The organism is Xanthomonas campestris pv. phormiicola, from assembly GCA_025666215.1.
GTDB classification, from domain to species: domain Bacteria; phylum Pseudomonadota; class Gammaproteobacteria; order Xanthomonadales; family Xanthomonadaceae; genus Xanthomonas_A; species Xanthomonas_A campestris_A.
In genome coordinates, this window is sequence record CP102593.1 from 1,000,441 (window position 1) to 1,017,858 (window position 17,418).

Sequence of the window (17,418 nt, forward strand, 5' to 3'; positions counted from 1 at the left end):
AAAAACCGTATCGCAAAAAAAAGCGGGCGACCCCCTGGATCGCCCGCCGTGGTGCCGCTGCGGCGTACGCCGCTGGCTCAGTACTTGGCCACGCTGCTGTCGACGGCGTCGGCCCAGGCATCGATGCCGCCGACCACGTTGTGCACGCGGGTGAAGCCGAGCGCACGGAACTGTTCGGCGGCCTGCGCGCTGCGCCCGCCGTGGTGGCACAGGAACGCCAGCGCGGTGTCTTTCGGCAGCGCTTCCAGCTGCGCGCGCTGGTCGCCGTCCAGGGTGCGGAACGGCACGTTCACCGAGGCGATCGCGCGCTCTTCCGGCGGACGCACGTCCACCAGGATCAGACCGCCGGCGCGCACCTGGTCGTCGGCGTCGCGCGGGCTCAGGTCCTGCACCGGCTTGGGCGCGTTCGGGTTGTCGATCGCCAGGCCGCGGCCGCGCAGGTCGTCGACCCAGTCGATGGTGATGCCGTCGGCGCGGCGCGCGCTGGCCAGGTCGAACTGCACGCGCAGGCCGTTGGACTCGGCGGCGATGGCATTGGGATCGGTCGGCGCCAGCTGGAAGTTCGGCTGGAACTGGGCGTCGATCGCCAGCGCCAGGGTCGCGCCCGGAGCGTCGGCCAGCGCGCCGCGCAGCATCTCCGCGGCGGCGTCGGTGATGGTGATCGACGGCGGGGTGCGGTCCGGCGCCTGCACGCCGAGCAGTTCGCTCAGCTCGCCGCTGCCGGCCATCTGCAGGATGATGTCGCTGCCGCCGACCAGTTCGCCGTCCACGTACAGCTGCGGGATCGTCGGCCAGTCGCCGTAGGCCTTGATGCCTTCGCGGATGTCCTGGTCGGCGAGCACGTTGACGTGGGCGAAGTCGACGCCGAGTTCGTTCAGCGCACCCACCGCCTTGGCGGAGAAGCCGCACTGCGGCATGCTCGGCTGGCCTTTCATGAACAGCACGACGCGGTTGGAGCTGAGCAGCGTTTCGATGCGGGAGCGCAGGGCGGGATCGAGGGACATGGCAGTGATTTCGGTCGCTGAGTCGGACCGGCCATTCTACGCCGCATGGCATCATGGGGCATGACAGTTCCGGAAACGCTGCATCGCATCCCCCGCCACCCCTACCGCTGGCTGCCGTTGGCGCTTGCCTCGCAGGTGCTGGTCGCGGCGCTCTGGTGGACGTGGGGCTGGCGGATCGGGCTGCCGGCGCTGCTGGCCTCGCATGCGGCCCTGGTGCTGCCGGTGTTCCTGCCGCGTGCCTGGCTGTACGCCCCGGTGCTCAGCCGCCTGCCCGGCACCGCGCCGCGGGTGTGGCTGACCATCGACGACGGCCCCTCCGACGACACCGCGCCGATCCTGGACCTGCTCGACCGCTACCAGGCGCAGGCCACCTTCTTCCTGGTCGGCGAACGCGCCGCCGCGCGCCCGGAGCTGGTGCGCGAGATCCTGCGTCGCGGCCACGGCATCGGCAACCACAGCCACAGCCACCCGCAGGCCTGGTTCTGGGCGTTGGGGCCGCGGCGCATGGCGCGCGAGATCGGCCAGGCGCAGCAGGCGCTGGGCGCCATCGCCGGCACCGCGCCGCGTTGGTACCGCTCGGTGGTGGGCATGACCAACCCGTTCGTCGCCGCGCCGCTGCGCCGCCACGGCCTGACCCGGGTCGCCTGGAGCGCGCGCGGCTTCGACGGCGTGCACTGCGATCCCGCCTCGACCGTGGCGCGCATCGTGCGCGACCTGAGGCCCGGCGCGATCGTGCTGCTGCACGAAGGTGCGGCACATGGGCACAACCTGGCGATCGTGGAGGGCGTGTTGCAGGCGATGCGGGAACGCGGTTACCGCAGCGTACTGCCGGGCTAGCGCAGGCCGCCGCGATCGGGATGGAGCGCGGCACCCCGGGAACCTGCCGTGCCGCTATCTCGGCAGCGCAGCATCGTGTGGGAATCCGACGCCGCAGCCGACGACGACGGGGGCGTCGACGCTAGCCGCCCTGGATGAGCCCGAACACGATCAGCGCGGCGATGCCGACCAGGGTCGCGATCGAAAAGACCAGGCCGAGCACGCCGTAGAGTTTCCTGCGGTCGCGCTGGAACAGGCTGCCGATGCCGAGCGCGGCGGCGGCGAACTCGGCGAACACGCCGACCATCATCGCCATGCCGACCAGCATCGCCAGCGGCGAGTCTTCGTCCAGGCTGTCGGGCTGGGAATAGACCAGGGCCGCGCAGACGCCGATCAGCACAAGCGTCAGCACCGCGGCGATCAGGCTGACCGCGAACGAGGCGATGCCGAGGCCGGAATAGGGAGGAAGCGTTGGGGATGTCATGGGGACTCCGGGGGGATGCAGGATGGTCGCGTCGCCGCTGGGCGCAGCACAGGGCGATGCGGCTTGCATGCGCTGCGCTTGCAGCGTCGGCGAGCGCAGCCATGGCAGTGGCCGCAGATGCGGATCGAATCAGGCGGTTCGGCGCGTTCGCGCTGGATGAGAGCGGCGCTACACATTGCCGAGTCCTGCATTTCCATCCGTGGAATCCGAGCGGTGCTGCCGATGCGCCACCGACGGCGCGGCAGTATAAACGTCGTGCGCATCATGCACTGACGGCGGCCCTGGAAATGCGCCGCATGTTCGAGCTGCAGCGCGCGCATGCGACTGACGCGTGGTGTTTTCGCGTCGCCAGGCGTATGGCGACGGCGTTGCGAGCGCTGTCCAGGCGGCACTGTCGTGACTGTTTCGAGCGAGAGCGGCGCGTGGCCGGCCGCGTCAGCGCGGCTCGGCCACGATCAGCCAGTTGTTGAACGGGGTGTTGCCGTACAGCGGCGCGAACGTGGCGCGCAGCCCGGCGTCGCCGAGCTGGCGTTCCAGGCTGTCGCGGGTGGGATAGCACTTGGGCACTTCCTGCATCCAGCCGGCCAGGTGCGCGAGCACGTCGGTGACGCGGCTGGTGCGGCCGCGGCCGCTGGCATCGCCCAGGCCGCTGCGGATCACCAGCTTGGCACCGGGCGTGAGCATCTTCGCCACGCTGCGGATCAGGTTGGCCTGCATGGCCGCATCGAGGTACTGCAGCACATCCAGGATCGCGACGCTGCCGCTGTGCTCGGGCCAGGCCTGGCCGAGATCGACCACGTCGAAACGGATGTCGTGCAGTGCGCTGCGCGCGGCGATGCGGATCGCGCGGCGGATCTTCGCCGCGTCGATGTCCACGCCGTGGTAACGCTGCCGCTGGCCGTCGGCGCGCAGCGCATGCGCGAGCAGGCCCAGGCCGCAGCCCAGGTCCAGGACCGGGGCGTCGGTGCCGCGCAGCGCGGCGAGCACGCCGGGGTAGAGCGGATCGGTGCGCAGCTTGGTGCGGGTGTAGTAGTAGTCGTAGCGGTTGCCGAGCGGATGCGTCGGCAGGAAGGCGCGGGCGATGGCCAGGGCCTGCGGGCGGGTCATGGGCTGGATGGTGCTGGCGTCGCGCAATGTCGGTCCTTGGCAGCGGGGCGTCGTACGCCGCTAGGCTAACGCATCGCGCGCCGCAGGCAACAGCAGGCCGGTCCAGCGCGCATACATCGCCGCCGACGGATGCAGGCCGTCGGCGGCGAGCATCGCGGCGCTGCCGCCGCCATCGCGGCTGGCCGCGGTGATGTCGACGAAGCGCACCGCACGCGCCTGGCAGCACGCCTGTGCGGCGGCATTGAACGCATCGATCTGCGTGCCGATCAGGGCCGGATCGTGTGCGGGCGGCTGCGCGAACGCGGTCACGCCCCAGTCCGGGATCGACACCGCCAGCACCCGCCGCGGCTGGCCGTCGGCAAAGCCGATCGCGCGGTGCAGCAGCCCGGCGAACTGCGCGCAGTATTCGTCGAGCGCGCGTCCGCGGTACTGGTTGTTGACCCCGATCAGCAGCGTCACCAGCGCGAACGGACCCTGCGGCGCGGCCGCATCGATGCCGGCGTCGAGTTCGTCGGTGGTCCAGCCGGTGGTGGCGACGATCTGCGGATCGGCGATGGCGATACCGTCGTGGCGCAGCGCCGCGGCCAATTGCATCGGCCAGCGCCCGCTGTCGGCGACGCCCTCGCCGATGGTGTAGGAATCGCCCAGCGCCAGGTAGCGCAGCGGGGCATGCTGGAGCGTGGCGAAGCTGGCCTGGCTCATCGCGACGGCACCGAAAACGGCCGGGTCACAGGCGCCGGAAATAGCAGCAACGCTTCACGCTTTGCCCATTCCCGATTCCCCATTCCCGATTCACCGCCCCGCAGCCACACTGCGCGGCTTCAGCGGCACCACCTTGGTCGCCGCCTCGGCGCGGCGCGCCAGCACCCGATCGATGCGCGCGAACACCTCGCGCATCACCGCCGCTTCCGGCAGCAGGGTCACCCGGAAATGGTGGCGGTAGGGCACGTTGAAGCTGGAACCGGGCACCACCAGCACGCCCTCGTCGTTCATCAGCTCCAGGGCAAAATCGTGATCGTCGAAATTGCGCGCGGCCGCGCCGACCACCGCCGGGAACGCGTACAGCGCGCCGGCCGGCTGCACCAGCGCCAGGTGCTCGCTGGCCGCACAGGCCTCGATCACCGCGCGGCGGGTTTCGTACAGGCGCCCGCCCGGCGCGCACAGCGGCGAGATCGTGTCCGGGCCGTTGACCGCGGCGTCGATCGCGTACTGGCCCGGCACGTTCGCGCACAGGCGCAGCGCGCCGAGCAGGTCCATCGCGTTGCGGAACTCGGTGACGCGCTCGGCGGCGCCGGACAACAGCGCCCAGCCCACCCGCCAGCCGCAGGCGCGGTGCACCTTGCTCAGGCCGCCGAAACTGATGCACGGATGCTCGCCGGCCAGTGGCGCGACCGGCACGAAGGCGGCGTCGTCGTACAGCACCTGGTCGTAGATCTCGTCGACCATCAGCAGCAGATTGTGCTTGGCCGCGATCGCCACGATCTTCTCCAGCAGCTCGCGCGAATAGCTGGCGCCGCTGGGATTGTTCGGGTTGATCAGCACGATGGCGCGGGTGCGCGAGGACACCAGCGTCTCGATCTCCACCGGGTCGGGCTGGAAGCCGTTCTCCGGCGCGCAGCGGTAGTACACCGGGCGGCCGTCGTTGAGGATGGTGGCGGCCGACCACAGCGGGTAGTCGGGCGAGGGCACCAGCACTTCGTCGCCGGGATTGAGCAGGGCGCGCAGCGACAGATCGATCAGCTCGCTGACCCCGTTGCCGATGAAGATCCGGTCCGGATGCGCGTCCGGGTGCCGGCGCCGCGCATAGGCCGCGGCGATCGCCTCGCGCGCCTCCGGCAGGCCCTGCTGGTGGGTGTAGGGATCGGTGCGGCCCATGTCGTCGGCGATCGCGCGCTGCAGGTGCTCCGGCGCGCGGAACCCGAACGCGCCGGGATTGCCGATGTTGAGCTTGATCAGCTTGCGCCCCTGCGCCTCCAGCTCCCGGGCTCGCCGCGCCAGCTCGCCGCGGATCTCGTAGCGGACTTCGGACAGGCGTTCGCGGATCGCGAGCGGCTTGGTCGGCAGGGTGGGCATCGCATTGGCCGGTGTGGGCGTGGAACCGGCATGGTAGCGGAAATGTGACACGACGGCCGGGCCGGGGCCCGCACCGTCTAGAATCCATACATGACTTCCCCCCAGATCGACTTCGACGCGCTGCGCCCCATCGGCTGGCCCTGGCCCGGCATGCCGGAAGAACCGGCCTGGCTGGCGGCAATGGCCGCGCACCCGCTGGCGCGGCCGGCGCGGGTCAGCGAGCAGCACCGCACCGGCTACGTGGTGGCCGATGCGGTGGATGCCGGCTTCAAGGTCGAGTCGCTGCCGGAATGGCAGCGGCCGCGCTTCCCCAGCCACGAGCGCGCTGCGGTCGGCGACTGGGTGCTGCTGGAGGACGACAAGCGCATCGTCGCGCTGCTGCCGCGGCGCACCGCGATCAAGCGCGGCGCGGCCGGCGAGCACTATCACCAGCAGGTGATCGCAGCCAACATCGATACGGTGTTCATCGTCTGCGGCCTGGATGCGGACTTCAATCCGCGGCGCATCGAGCGCTACCTGCTGCTGGTCGGCGGCGGCGGCGCCGAGCCGGTGGTGATCCTGACCAAGGCCGATCTCACCGAGTACGCCGACGACGCGCTGGCGGTGCTGGAGGAACTGGCCGCGCAGTCGATTCCGCTGCTGACGGTCAACGCCAAGGATGCCGACAGCGTGGCGGCGTTGCGGCCGTGGCTGGGGGCCGGGCGCACCGCGGTGCTGGTCGGCTCGTCCGGCGCCGGCAAGTCCACCCTCACCAACACCTTGCTCGGGGTGCAGAAGATGCGCACCGCGGCGGTGCGCGAGAACGATTCGCGCGGCCGCCACACCACCACCCACCGGGCGCTGCTGCCGCTGCCGTCCGGCGCCTGCCTGATCGACACGCCGGGCATGCGCGAGCTCAAGCCCACCGGCGAGGAAGACCTGGCCGAGGGCGGGTTCGCCGACATCGAGGCGCTGGCCGCGCAGTGCCGCTTCAACGATTGCGCGCACCAGGCCGAGCCGGGCTGTGCGGTGCAGGCGGCGATCGAGCGCGGCGACATCGAGGAGGCGCGGCTGGCCAACTACATGAAGCTGCGCGAGGAAGTCGCCGGTGCCGCCAGCAAGCTGGCGCAGCGCCAGGCGCAGAACGCGGACGCCGCCAGATCGGGCCGGCCCGGCGCGGGCAAGCCGGGCGGCAAGCGGCCGACGCCGCGCAACCAGCGCCGCTGACCGGCCGCGTCCGCCCGCCACGCTCGCGATGACCGCGCTGCCTGCCGAGATCCTGCACCACGCCGCGCTGGATGCGCGCCTGGTCAAGGCGGTGCGCGGCATCCGCCTGCTGGCGCTGGCCAGTTGGCCGGCGGCGGTGCAGGCGCCGTTCCTGGACAGCGTGGCGCGCGGCCAGCCGCAGCTGCCGCAGGTGCAGTACCCGCGGCTGGATTTCGCCGACACGCGCCGCGAGCTGGCGGCGATCGCGCAGGCGTCCGATCCATCGCATCCGCTGGGCGCGTATCTGCAGGCGTCGGCGCATAGCTGGGATCTGGCCGCGGCGTTGCTGGAGTCGTTGGGCACGCCGGCGGTCGGCACGTACTCGGCGCAGCTGTTCGGTGTGCCCGAGGATCCGATGCCCGGGCATGGCCCGACCACCCGCGATGCCGCCGGCCACTTCATCCATATCGCGCAGGAACTGGATCGCGAACTGCTGTCGGCCGAAGAGCAGGTGCCGGTGTCGGCGACGGCGCTGCGCCTGCAACTGCAGCAGGACCTGGACGAGTTCTTCGGCGCGCGGGTGATCGCGGTCGAACTGGATCCGCAACTGCTGGCCAAGGCCGCGGCCGGCGCGCACCGCATCCGCCTGCGCTCCGGCGCCTCGTTCAGCGACTACGACCGCGCGCAGCTGTTCCACCACGAGGCGCTGGTGCATTCGCTGACCGCGCTCAACGGCCGCGAGCAGGCGCATCTGCCGAGTCTGGCCCTGTCGTCGCCGCGGGTCACCGCCACGCAGGAGGGCCTGGCGACCTTCGCCGAGCAGATCACCGGCAGCATCGACATCGAGCGGATGAAGCGCATCAGCCTGCGCATCGAGGCGATCGCGCTGGCGCGCGGCGGTGCCGATTTCGTCGAGGTGTTCCGCTATTTCGATGCGGCCGGGCAATCGCCGGCGGAGAGTTTTTCCTCGGCGCAGCGCGTGTTCCGCGGCGTGCCGACCGGCGGCGGCACCGCCTTCACCAAGGACACGGTGTATCTGCGCGGGCTGGTGTCGGTGCACACCTTCTTCCGCCAGGCCTTGCAGCGCGACCGCCTGCCGCTGTGCCGCTGGCTATTCGCCGGCAAGATGGCGCTGGAGGATGTGGCCGCGTTCGCGCCCTTGTTCGAGAGCGGGGTGCTGGCGCCGCCGCGCTGGCTGCCGACCTGGGTCGCGCGTGCGAGCGGCCTGGCCGGGATGCTGGCGTTCTCGCTGTTCGCCAACCGCATCCGCATGGATCAGGTGGATTGAGTCCTAGACCTGCCTCAAACTTTGGCTTACCAACAAGGACGGGCGGTTTCAAGTTCCAAATGCAACACATGCCTTACTGAGGATGCACCGCGTGAGAATCACCACTCAATGCCAGCGCGTACGCCTGAAGCGGTGTCCTCCAGTCCAGCGTTTTGCGCGGACGCGTGTTGAGGCGGTCGGCGATGGCATCAAGTTGATCTTGCGAGTAGATCGACAGATCTGTTCCTTTGGGCAGGTACTGACGCAGCAAGCCGTTGGTGTTCTCGCAGGTGCCCCGTTGCCACGGGCTGTGCGGATCGCAGAAGTACACGTGCACGCCCGTGTTCGCGCTGAGCTCGACGTGCCGGGCCATTTCCTTGCCCCGATCGTAGGTCAGACTTCGACGCATCGGTTCGGCAATCGCATTGAGTTTGGCCGTAAATCCCAGCAGCGCCGAGGTGGCCGTCGCATCGTCCATCTTGGCCAGCACGACCAGGCGCGTAGTGCGTTCGACCAACACGCCAACCGAAGACTGGTTGCGTGCGCCCTTGATGAAGTCGCCTTCCCAGTGTCCGGGCAAGACCCTGTCTTCGATTTCGGGCGGGCGAACGTGGATGCTGACGATGTCCTGCAGCATCCCGCGTCGGTCCGTTCCGCGCGTGCGTGGCTTGCGAGCGCCGTGTCCTTGGCGCAGCAAGCTCACCAACTCCTTGCGCAGCGCCCCGCGTGGAACGGCATAGATCGCCGTGTAGATCGTCTCATGAGAGGCATGCAAGGCAGGCTCTCCGGGGTGTTGGCGCTTGAGTGTGACGGCAACTTGCATAGGCGACCAGCCTTGTTCAAGCAGCAAACGCACCCGTCCCCACAGCGCCCCTCCCAACGCCAGCTTGCGCGCACGCCGCCCCTGCCTGCGCACGCGCCGGCTACGCACGCCGGCCCGATGCGCGTCGTATCCGCCCGCGATCCGGGGACGCCCCATCGCCCCTTGGTCGCAAGCTGCCATGTAGCCATTACGTCGCAACTCCCGCGTGATCGTGCTGGGCGCGCGTCCCAGTGCACGCGCGATGGCGCGGGCGCTAGCATGTTCAAGCTTCATTGCCATCAGCACACCCCGTTCTTCGGCATTCAATTGCAAATAGCACTGCTGCATCGGGCGATTCCAAGGAGTGTTGCGCTTCACTATGGACTCCGCCACGCCAAACACTCGGAAGAGGCGGAAAAAGTAGGTAAAGCGTTGCTGGCGACAGGCGTTGCTCAGGAGCCGGGGGATCGCCTGGAGCCTGGATGCCCATGCTCATACTGGACTTGGCCTTCACGCTGGAGCCTCGGGTATCGCCTTGTTCTTGCTTTACTTAGGCGTAGTCACGGGGAGAAACGTTTACATTAGCCTCGCAATGCAGGGGTTGGATTACGATATCTCCCATGGGCGCGCCGTCAATGGCGCTGTAGGATTTCCGAGTGACACCGTGCCGGAAAATCGTATTCTGCATCCCTATCTCAGCGCAGGCACCGCCGGCGTGGCATCCGTTGCGGTGCGCATGTACGCCATTACCCGGCAGGAAAAATACAAGATTTTTGTCGATCAGGTTAAGGCGTCGGTTGCCCAGAAGTACACGATGAGCGGTGATCTGTTTCTTGGGCTTTCCGGGATCGGGCATTATCTTCTGGATGCCGCGCAATTCCTGGAGGACGATAGCTACCGGCGCTTGGCATGGCGGGTTGCCAGCGGTTTGGATCTTTTCAAGATAGAAAAGGATTATGGGGTATGTTTTCCTGGCGGGAACTCGCCGAAGATAAGTTGCTCGCTGGCGAGTGGAGGTGCGGGCATCATTTCTTATCTGGATTGCCTGGCTTGTGAAAAGAAGAATGAAGTGCTTATGCTGGATGAAATGCTGACGGCAAACTAGGGGTGTGTCCATGGTATACAGGAAAAGTGGAGGTCGGGGCGTGGCGGATGTCGTTGCCCAGCTGCGCACGCAGAATCGGATTCTGAAGGCGTTCTTGGCTGTGGCGCTGGCGCTGCCTTTCATGTTCATGATGATGGGCGCGCGTAGTCCGGTTCGCAGGGAGGTCTTCTCCGAAATCGATGTCAATCGCATCAATATCGTCAACGACGATGGATCGAAATCCATGGTCTTGGCGGCACGCGGATTTCTGCCGGATCCTGTGACGGACGGAGAGGTCGGGAAAAGCGATCGCGGCAAGATGCCCGGGATGTTGTTCTACAATGGCGTAGGCGATGAGGTCGGCGGGCTGATCTATGACGGCTATATCGATAAGGACGGCAAGCCAAATGGCGGCGTGCATCTCTCCATGGATCGGTATGGCGGAGATCAGCAGATGGCCCTGCATCATTACGAGGAGGGTGGGTTCATGGAGACGGGTCTTTCCGTATTTGATCGCGGTCTCTATGGGCAATACAAGGGGTTGTATGAGAAATACTTGGCCGCCCCGAAAGGTGTGGAGAAGGATGCACTGTTGAAGCAATGGAAGGAGGCAGGCGGTCAGCAGACCCAGAGGCTCTTTGTTGGGCGCACGCGCGGAAAGTCGTCCGCCGTCATCCTTGCGGACGAGGCGGGAAGGCCCAGGATCATCATGTCCGTCGCGCCTGGCGGCAAGGCATCGTTGGACTTCATCGATGACAAGGGCGATGTCATCCAGAGTTTCCCGGGGAACTCTGCCGCGAGTAGGTAGTTGATAGGGAAGAGACAGATCATGGATCAAGATGCGCCTGGTAGCGCGGAGAAGAGTTCCAGCGGGATGTTTCGCCATCAGGCGCTCGCCGCATCGTGCTTCTGCTTGGAGATCGGCTCGCCGGAGGGATGGCGTTGGCAGGCGTGCTGATCGTCGCGCTGATTCTGCTGTTTCTTGCCACGTTCAGCACGTCACGGAAGGTGCAGTGGCAGGGCGTGGTTGTCCCTGCAGGCGGAACCGTGTCGGTCATAGCACCCACCGCAGGGAGCGTCTCCAGGGTCTTGGTGAATGCGAGCAAGTGCAAGCCGGGCAAGCCATGTTCATGTTGTCGGAGTCGCTCGGCAATGCGCGCCTTGAAGGCGGCGATGGTGCGATTCCCGAACTCCTCGATGAACGCCGTCAGAGTCTGAAAAGAGAGACGACAGAGCGCCAACGGAAAGCTGAGCTGCTGAAGACTTCGATGTTGGAGGGGCTTGGCGATTACGACGAAGAGATTCGCGCGGCTTCCCAGCAGGAGCAGTTGCAGGTGCAGATCATCGCGCTGGCCGAGCAGACTTCGAGGACCTATTCGGATCTGGAAAGTTCCAGGTATGTGTCAGGCATTGCCGTTCGCGAAAGGCATCTGGATCTTCTGGACGGTACCTTGGTCACCGGCCAGAACCCGGCTTCGTCGGAAGAGGCGGCCAGGGCCCTGTTGGGGTTGCTGGCGAAGTGAGCGGAGCGCGGCCGGCGCGGTGTCGTCGAAGCCGACCCGTGAGCGGTGGTCGGCGGCAGTCGATGGTCCGTCGCGGCGTGAGTGCGGATCGCACGCAGTGTCGGACGCGGCGAACACCGCGTCCGGCCGATCACGGCACTGCCCGCGCGCCAGTGTCGCGACGCAGGCATGGCGCCGATCCGGCCTGCGCGCAGCGGCGCCGTGTTCGCCGCTATCCCATATGCAAGCCGCCATTGACCGCATAGTCGGCGCCGGTGACGTAGGCGGCTTCGTCGGAGGTCAGCCAGCCGCACAGCGCGGCCACTTCCTCGGGTTTGCCGAGCCGGCGCAGCGGCACCGAGGTCGCCAGGCGGTCGAGCACGTCCGGCGGAAAACTGCTGATCGAGGCGCTGGCGATATAGCCGGGCGACACCGTGTTGACGGTGACCCCGCGCGAGGCCACTTCCTGCGCCAGCGCGCGGCTGAAACCCTGCATCGCCGCCTTGGCGGTGGCGTAGTTGATCTGCCCGATCTGGCCCTTCTGCGCGCTGACCGCGCCGATGTTGACGATGCGTCCCCAGCCGCGCGTGGTCATGCCGTCCACCACCTGCTTGGTGATGTTGAACAGCGCGTTGAGGTTGCTGGCGATCACCGCCTGCCAGTCCTCGCGGCTCATCTGCCGGAACAAGGTGTCGCGGCTGCCGCCGGCATTGTTGACCAGCACGTCGATCTCGCCGACCTCGGCCCTGACCTTGGCGAACGCGGCGACGGTGGAGTCCCAGTCGGTGGCATTGCCTTCGGAGGCGACGAAGTCGAAGCCCAGTTCGCGCTGCTCGCGCAGCCACGCCGACTTGCGCGGCGAATTGGGGCCGCAGCCGGCAACCACGGTATGTCCGTTGCGGGCCAGCTTCTGGCAGATCGCGGTACCGATGCTGCCCATGCCGCTGGTGACGTAGGCGATGCGTAGGGTCATGGAGGAACTCCTTCGGAGTTGGGATTCGGGAGTGGGGATTCGGGATTGGATGGGCGCGCGGGCGGTGGCTTCTACGAATCCCCAATGCCCAATCCCGAATCCCGGGCGGCGCTCACTTGGCCAGCGGAAACAGGCCGAACACCAATCCGCCGCCCATCAGCAACAACGACACCAGCACCGCCCACTTCAAGGTGAAGCGCTGGTGGTCGGCGAAATCGACCTTGGCCAGGCCGACCAGCAGATAGGTCGAGGGCACCAGCGGGCTGAGCAGGTGCACTGGCTGTCCGGCCAGCGAGGCGCGGGCCATTTCCACCGGGGTGATGCCATAGTGGCTGGCCGCTTCGGACAGGATCGGCAGCACGCCGAAGTAGAACGCGTCGTTGGACATGAAGAAGGTGAACGGCATGCTGGCCAGCGCGGTGATCACCGCCAGGTACGGACCCCAGGCATCGGGAATCACCGCCAGGAAACTGCGCGACATCGCCTCGACCATGCCGGTGTTGGAGAGGATGCCGGTGAACACGCCGGCGGCGAAGATCAGCGACACCACCGACAGCACGTTGCCGGCATGGTTGACCAGGCGCCGGCGCTGTTCGGCCAGGTTCGGATAGTTGATCAGCAGCGCCAGCGCGAAGCCGATCATGAACAGCACCGGCATCGGCAGCACGCCGACCACCAGCGCCGCCATCAGCGCCAGGGTCAGCGCCAGGTTCACCCACAGCAGCTTGGGCCGCTTGATGTCCTCGGCGTCTTCCACGGTCGGCAGCGCATCGCCGTCGTCGGCCACGCTGCTGTCCATCCAGCTGTCGCCCGGCAGCGCGGCCACGCCGAGGCGGCGCCGCTCCTGCATGCCCAGGTACCAGGCCAGCAGCAGGATGCCGGCGATCGCCAGCGCCATCGCCGGCACCAGCGGCACGAACACCTCGGCCGGGTCCACGTGCAGCGCGGTGGCCGCGCGCGCGGTCGGCCCGCCCCACGGGGTCATGTTCATCACCCCGCCGGCGAGGATGGTCACGCAGGTCAGGTTCAGTGCGTTCATGCCGATGCGCCGGTACAACGGCAGCATCGCCGACACGGTGATCATGTAGGTGGTGGAGCCGTCGCCGTCGAGCGAGATCAGCAGCGCCAGCACCGCGGTGCCGACCACGATCTTCATCGGGTCGCCCTTGACCAGGCGCAGGATGCGCCGCACCAGCGGATCGAACAGGCCGGCGTCGATCATCACCCCGAAGTACAGGATCGCGAACATCAGCATCACGCCGGTCGGCGCGATCTTCTTGATCCCCTCCAGCATCATCTCGTTGATGCCGGTGCCGAAGCCGCCGACCAGCGCGAAGGCGATCGGCACGATGATCAAGGCGACCAGCGGCGACAGCCGCTTGCTCATGATCAGGTACATGAAGGTGATGACCATTCCGAAACCGAGCGCGGTCAGCATGGGAGTTCCTTGGGTGCTGCGGGGAAAAAGGGGGCGGGACTCGGGACCCGGGACTCGGGACCCGGAAAAGCGCGATAGCGCGATTTGAAGCGTTACCGACTTGCGTTCTTCGGGTCCCGAGTCCCGGGTCCCGAGTCCCGCGAATCAGAAGTCATACTGAAAACGCCCAGTAACCGCACGCGTGTGATCGAGCGCAATACCGGCCAGGTGGTCGCGGTTGCGGCTGTCGATCAGGTTCAGCATCAGGCGCAGGTTCGGCTTGAGATACCAGTTGCCGGCCAGCGTCCACGACGCGGTGGAGGCGTCGAGGAAATCCGCCTGGCCGTCCAGGTGCTGGGTGCCCCACATGCGGTCGTAGCGCAACGCCAGTTCGAACGCGCCGCGCGGGTTGTTGACCTGCTTGATGCGGGTGAAGCGCCCGGTCCTGCTGTCGTAGCGGCGCGATTCGCCGGTCGCGAACCAGCTGACGAAGCCGTAGGCGGACAGCACCCGTGCGCGTTGCGCGCCGTCGTCGAACAGGCCGCCGCTGAATTCGCTTTGCCACGACAGCGGGCCGCGGACCTGCGCGTATTCCAGCGACCACTTGTCCACGTCGGTATCGCGGCCGTCGGCGAAGCGCGCCAGGGTGATGCGGCTGTCGTCGGACAGATGCCCGGCCGGACGCGGGCGGATGCTCAAGGCCGGTGCGCCGTTGGCGCCGGGGTGGTCGTAGCGCTCGTGCGCCAGCGACAGCCCCAGATGCAGCACGTCGCCGTCGCGCGCGCCCGGCGCCCAGGTGCCGCGGCCGCCGAACGCATCGCCCTTGATGTTGGACACGTCGATGCTCTCCAGGCTGTAGACGCTGGCGGCCCAGGTGTAGTCCTTGCCGGCGGCCTGCCACGACACCGCCTTGCGGTACAGCGGCGCCAGCGTGCTGGCCGCGCCGCTGCGCTCCAGGAACTGGCCGAAGTTGGAGCCGGTGCGGTCGTCCAGCGAGAAGTACTGCTTGAACTGGCCGACGCTCAGCGTGCCGGCGTCGAACCTGCGGGTCAGGTAGACGTCCTTGGCCTCGATGCCCTTGCCGTTGAAGTCGTCCTGCAACCCGGCGAAATCGCCTTCGACCTTGTAGCCGAAGCCGAAGAACTTGCCGGATACGTCGATCCACAGCCGGCGGATCTCGGTATCGTCGGGATTGGGCGTGCCGCGCTGGTCGTTGTCGAACTGGGCGAAGTCCCAGTGCAGGCGGCCGCCGAGTTCGGCGGTGACCGGGCCGTCGTCGTCGCCCTCGGCGGCCTGCGCCAGCGCGGGCAGGGGCAGCAAGGCGCAGGCGCAAGCGCCGCACAGGCTCAATTTCTTCAGGTTCACGTACCCTCCCAGGTGCGCGCAGCGCGTCGATGAGTCGGTCGCCCGCAGCGGAAGGCGCAGGCCAGCGTGGCTGCAGCCTAGTGCGGCGTAGCTGTCATCGACCTGTCGGTGGGAAGCCGGGATTGGGGATTGGGGATTCGGGATTGGCAAAAGCGCGGCGCTTCGCTGTTTCCATTGGCGCAGGCGCGTTAGCATCCGCTCGCCGGAGATCGCTTCTCCAATCCCCAATCCCAAATCCCCAATGCGTCTCTTGTTAGTCGAAGACAACGCCGATCTGGCCGATGCGATCGTGCGGCGCATGCGCCGCAGCGGGCATGCGGTGGATTGGCAGAGCGATGGGCTGGGCGCGGCCAGCGTGCTGCGCTACCAGAGCTTCGACCTGGTGGTGCTGGATATCGGCTTGCCCGGGCTGGATGGCTTGCGCGTGCTGGCCGGGCTGCGCGAGCGCGGCGACACCACGCCGGTGCTGATGCTGACCGCGCGCGACGGCATCGAGGACCGGGTGCAGGCGCTGGACGTGGGCGCCGACGACTACCTGGGCAAGCCGTTCGATTTCCGCGAGTTCGAGGCGCGCTGCCGGGTGCTGCTGCGGCGCAATCGCGGCAACGCCAGCGAGGTGGTGCAGCTGGGCGGGTTCTCCTTCGACAACGCCGCGCACACCGTCAGCCTGGACGGTGCGCCGATCGAGTTGCCCAACCGCGAATACCGCCTGCTGGAGATCCTGATCGGCCGGCTCGGCCAGGTGGTGGGCAAGGACGAGATCGGCAACGGCCTGTTCGGCTTCGACGACGAGGCCGGGCCGAATGCGATCGAGTTGTACATCGGGCGCCTGCGCAAGAAGCTGGTCGGCGCGCCGCTGCGCATCGTCACCGTGCGCGGGGTCGGCTACAAGCTGGAAGCGGCCGGGATCGACACCCCGCCAGCGACGCCGCAGGACGCAGCCGGCGATGGCTGAGGCCGCGCTGCCGGCGCCGTCGATCCGGCGCACGCTGCTGCTGTACCTGGGGACGCTGTCGCTGCTCGGCGCGGTGGCGCTGTTTTTCGCCGCGCGCGACTACGGCCAGCGCGCGGCCAACCGTTCCTACGATCACCTGCTGGTGTCCTCGGCGCTGTCGATCGTCGATTCGGTGGCGCTGGCCGACGGGCAATGGCAGGTGGATCTGCCGTACGCGGCGCTGGACCTGTTGGCGATGGCGCCGGAGGACCGGGTGTTCTACCGGGTGTTCGATGCGCGCGGGCGCACCATCACCGGCTACGACGATCTGCCGAAGGCGCCGTCGCTGCCGCGTGCCAGCGCGGCGCCGCGCTTGTTCGACGCGTTCTACAGCGGCGAGCAGGTGCGCTTCGCGGTGGTGGCGCGGCGGGTGTCGTCGGCCGCGGCGCAGGACGAGGTCTGGGTGCAGGTCGGGCAGACCCGGCGCGCGCGCGCAGCGCTGGCGCAGGACGTGGTGTTGCACGCGTTGGTCGCGATCGCGGTGCTGTCGCTGCTGTCGCTGGCGCTGGTCTGGCTGGGCGTGTCTCGCGCATTGCGCCCGCTGCAGCGGATCGAGCGCGACCTGTCGCGGCGCGAGCCATCGGAGCTGAAGCCGCTTGCGCTGGCCGCGCCGCAGGAAATGCACCAGATGGTGGCGGCGTTGAACCGCTTCATGGCGCGCCTGGCGAGCAGCAACGAGACCCTGCGCGCGTTCATGGCCGAGGCCGCGCACCAGATGCGCACGCCGCTGGCCGCGTTGCGCGCGCAGGCGCAACTGGCGCTGGACGACGACGATCCGCGCGACATGCGCCGCAGCCTGGAGGCGATCGAGCGCAACGCCACGCACATGAGCCGGCTGCTCAACCAATTGCTCAGCGACGCCAGCGTGATCCACCGCGCCAACCTGCAGCGCTACGCCAGCGTGGATCTGGCCGAGGTCGTGCATCAGGCGCTGCACGAGGCGCTGCCGCAGTCGCAGCCGCGTCCGCGCGTGCAACTGGCCATCGCCAGCGAGCCGGCGCTGGTGCGCGGCGATGCGTTGCTGTTGCGCGAGGCGATCAAGAACCTGATCGACAACGCCTGCAAGTACGGCGGCGACGGCGCGCTGCAGGTGGCGCTGACCTGCGCAGCGCGCGATTGCGTGGTGACCGTGGCCGACCACGGCCCCGGCATCGCCGCCGCCGATGCCGAGCGCGTGTTCGAGCGTTTCGCGCGCGGCGAGGGCGCGGCCGCCGGCGGCGCCGGGCTCGGCCTGGCGATCGTCAAGCGCGTGGTCGACAGCCATGGCGGGCGCATCGATCTGTCCAACCGCATCGGCGGCGGCCTGATCGCCAGCCTGCGCCTGCCGAGGTTGCATCCATGATTC

General features: G+C 68.0%; 17 protein-coding genes. 8 read left to right on the forward strand and 9 right to left on the reverse strand.

All coding sequences use genetic code 11. The annotated features are described in order from the left end of the window. Window positions 1–77: 77 nt before the first annotated feature. Window positions 78–1,004 carry a Grx4 family monothiol glutaredoxin gene (grxD, locus tag NRY95_04070; GenBank protein ID UYC17155.1) on the reverse strand — a complete coding sequence of 309 codons (927 nt, stop codon included), beginning with the start codon at window positions 1,002–1,004 and terminating at the stop codon, window positions 78–80. A 45-nt stretch (window positions 1,005–1,049) separates the two neighbouring features. On the opposite strand from grxD, the gene NRY95_04075 reads away from it, so the two are divergent. Then, on the forward strand, window positions 1,050–1,841 hold the full coding sequence (locus NRY95_04075) for a polysaccharide deacetylase family protein (protein UYC17156.1): 792 nt from the start codon (window positions 1,050–1,052) through the stop codon (window positions 1,839–1,841). 121 nt (window positions 1,842–1,962) lie between these two features. On the opposite strand, the gene NRY95_04080 is transcribed toward NRY95_04075, so the two are convergent. The 4 genes from NRY95_04080 to NRY95_04095 all read right to left on the reverse strand — a co-directional run bounded on the left by NRY95_04080 (window position 1,963) and on the right by NRY95_04095 (window position 5,484). Then, complete coding sequence (locus NRY95_04080; protein UYC17157.1) at window positions 1,963–2,304, reverse strand: hypothetical protein; 342 nt, start codon at window positions 2,302–2,304, stop codon at window positions 1,963–1,965. Window positions 2,305–2,739: 435 nt separating this feature from the next. After that, entirely contained in the window at window positions 2,740–3,411 is a 672-nt protein-coding gene (locus NRY95_04085; protein ID UYC17158.1) for a methyltransferase, read from the reverse strand. A gap of 60 nt (window positions 3,412–3,471) precedes the next feature. Next, window positions 3,472–4,113 carry an SGNH/GDSL hydrolase family protein gene (locus NRY95_04090; protein ID UYC17159.1) on the reverse strand — a complete coding sequence of 214 codons (642 nt, stop codon included), beginning with the start codon at window positions 4,111–4,113 and terminating at the stop codon, window positions 3,472–3,474. A 90-nt stretch (window positions 4,114–4,203) separates the two neighbouring features. After that, the gene (locus NRY95_04095) at window positions 4,204–5,484 is read right to left on the reverse strand and encodes a pyridoxal phosphate-dependent aminotransferase (protein UYC17160.1); all 1,281 of its coding nucleotides are present in this window, start codon (window positions 5,482–5,484) and stop codon (window positions 4,204–4,206) included. A 90-nt stretch (window positions 5,485–5,574) separates the two neighbouring features. On the opposite strand from NRY95_04095, the gene rsgA reads away from it, so the two are divergent. Both rsgA and NRY95_04105 read left to right on the forward strand, forming a co-directional pair. Beyond that, entirely contained in the window at window positions 5,575–6,690 is a 1,116-nt protein-coding gene (gene rsgA / locus NRY95_04100) for a ribosome small subunit-dependent GTPase A (GenBank protein UYC17161.1), read from the forward strand. 28 nt (window positions 6,691–6,718) lie between these two features. Continuing rightward, window positions 6,719–7,957 (forward strand): flavohemoglobin expression-modulating QEGLA motif protein, encoded by a 1,239-nt coding sequence (locus tag NRY95_04105; GenBank protein ID UYC17162.1) that lies wholly within the window; start codon window positions 6,719–6,721, stop codon window positions 7,955–7,957. A gap of 73 nt (window positions 7,958–8,030) precedes the next feature. Here NRY95_04105 and NRY95_04110 read toward each other — a convergent pair whose 3' ends face one another. Continuing rightward, a complete protein-coding gene (locus NRY95_04110; protein ID UYC18492.1) occupies window positions 8,031–9,038 on the reverse strand; it encodes an IS30 family transposase in 1,008 nt (335 codons plus the stop codon). Window positions 9,039–9,279: 241 nt separating this feature from the next. On the opposite strand from NRY95_04110, the gene NRY95_04115 reads away from it, so the two are divergent. The 3 genes from NRY95_04115 (at window position 9,280) to NRY95_04125 (ending at window position 11,345) form a co-directional block, all read left to right on the forward strand. Further along, window positions 9,280–9,843 carry a hypothetical protein gene (locus NRY95_04115; GenBank protein ID UYC18493.1) on the forward strand — a complete coding sequence of 188 codons (564 nt, stop codon included), beginning with the start codon at window positions 9,280–9,282 and terminating at the stop codon, window positions 9,841–9,843. A gap of 40 nt (window positions 9,844–9,883) precedes the next feature. Further along, window positions 9,884–10,630 (forward strand): hypothetical protein, encoded by a 747-nt coding sequence (locus tag NRY95_04120; GenBank protein UYC17163.1) that lies wholly within the window; start codon window positions 9,884–9,886, stop codon window positions 10,628–10,630. Between the two features lie 316 nt (window positions 10,631–10,946). After that, complete coding sequence (locus tag NRY95_04125) at window positions 10,947–11,345, forward strand: hypothetical protein (GenBank protein UYC17164.1); 399 nt, start codon at window positions 10,947–10,949, stop codon at window positions 11,343–11,345. Window positions 11,346–11,556: 211 nt separating this feature from the next. Here NRY95_04125 and phbB read toward each other — a convergent pair whose 3' ends face one another. The 3 genes from phbB to NRY95_04140 all read right to left on the reverse strand — a co-directional run bounded on the left by phbB (window position 11,557) and on the right by NRY95_04140 (window position 15,079). Further along, complete coding sequence (phbB, locus tag NRY95_04130) at window positions 11,557–12,297, reverse strand: acetoacetyl-CoA reductase (GenBank protein ID UYC17165.1); 741 nt, start codon at window positions 12,295–12,297, stop codon at window positions 11,557–11,559. Between the two features lie 112 nt (window positions 12,298–12,409). Beyond that, complete coding sequence (locus tag NRY95_04135) at window positions 12,410–13,735, reverse strand: CitMHS family transporter (protein ID UYC17166.1); 1,326 nt, start codon at window positions 13,733–13,735, stop codon at window positions 12,410–12,412. A 144-nt stretch (window positions 13,736–13,879) separates the two neighbouring features. Continuing rightward, window positions 13,880–15,079, reverse strand: a complete 1,200-nt coding sequence (locus NRY95_04140; GenBank protein UYC17167.1) for a porin — start codon at window positions 15,077–15,079, stop codon at window positions 13,880–13,882. Between the two features lie 241 nt (window positions 15,080–15,320). Here NRY95_04140 and NRY95_04145 point away from each other — a divergent pair, with 241 nt between their 5' ends. Together NRY95_04145 and NRY95_04150 are read left to right on the forward strand one after the other, a co-directional pair. Next, entirely contained in the window at window positions 15,321–16,034 is a 714-nt protein-coding gene (locus NRY95_04145; protein UYC17168.1) for a response regulator transcription factor, read from the forward strand. Next, the gene (locus NRY95_04150) at window positions 16,027–17,415 is read left to right on the forward strand and encodes a sensor histidine kinase (GenBank protein UYC17169.1); all 1,389 of its coding nucleotides are present in this window, start codon (window positions 16,027–16,029) and stop codon (window positions 17,413–17,415) included. The genes NRY95_04145 and NRY95_04150 overlap by 8 nt, the downstream gene beginning before the upstream one ends. Window positions 17,416–17,418: the final 3 nt, after the last annotated feature.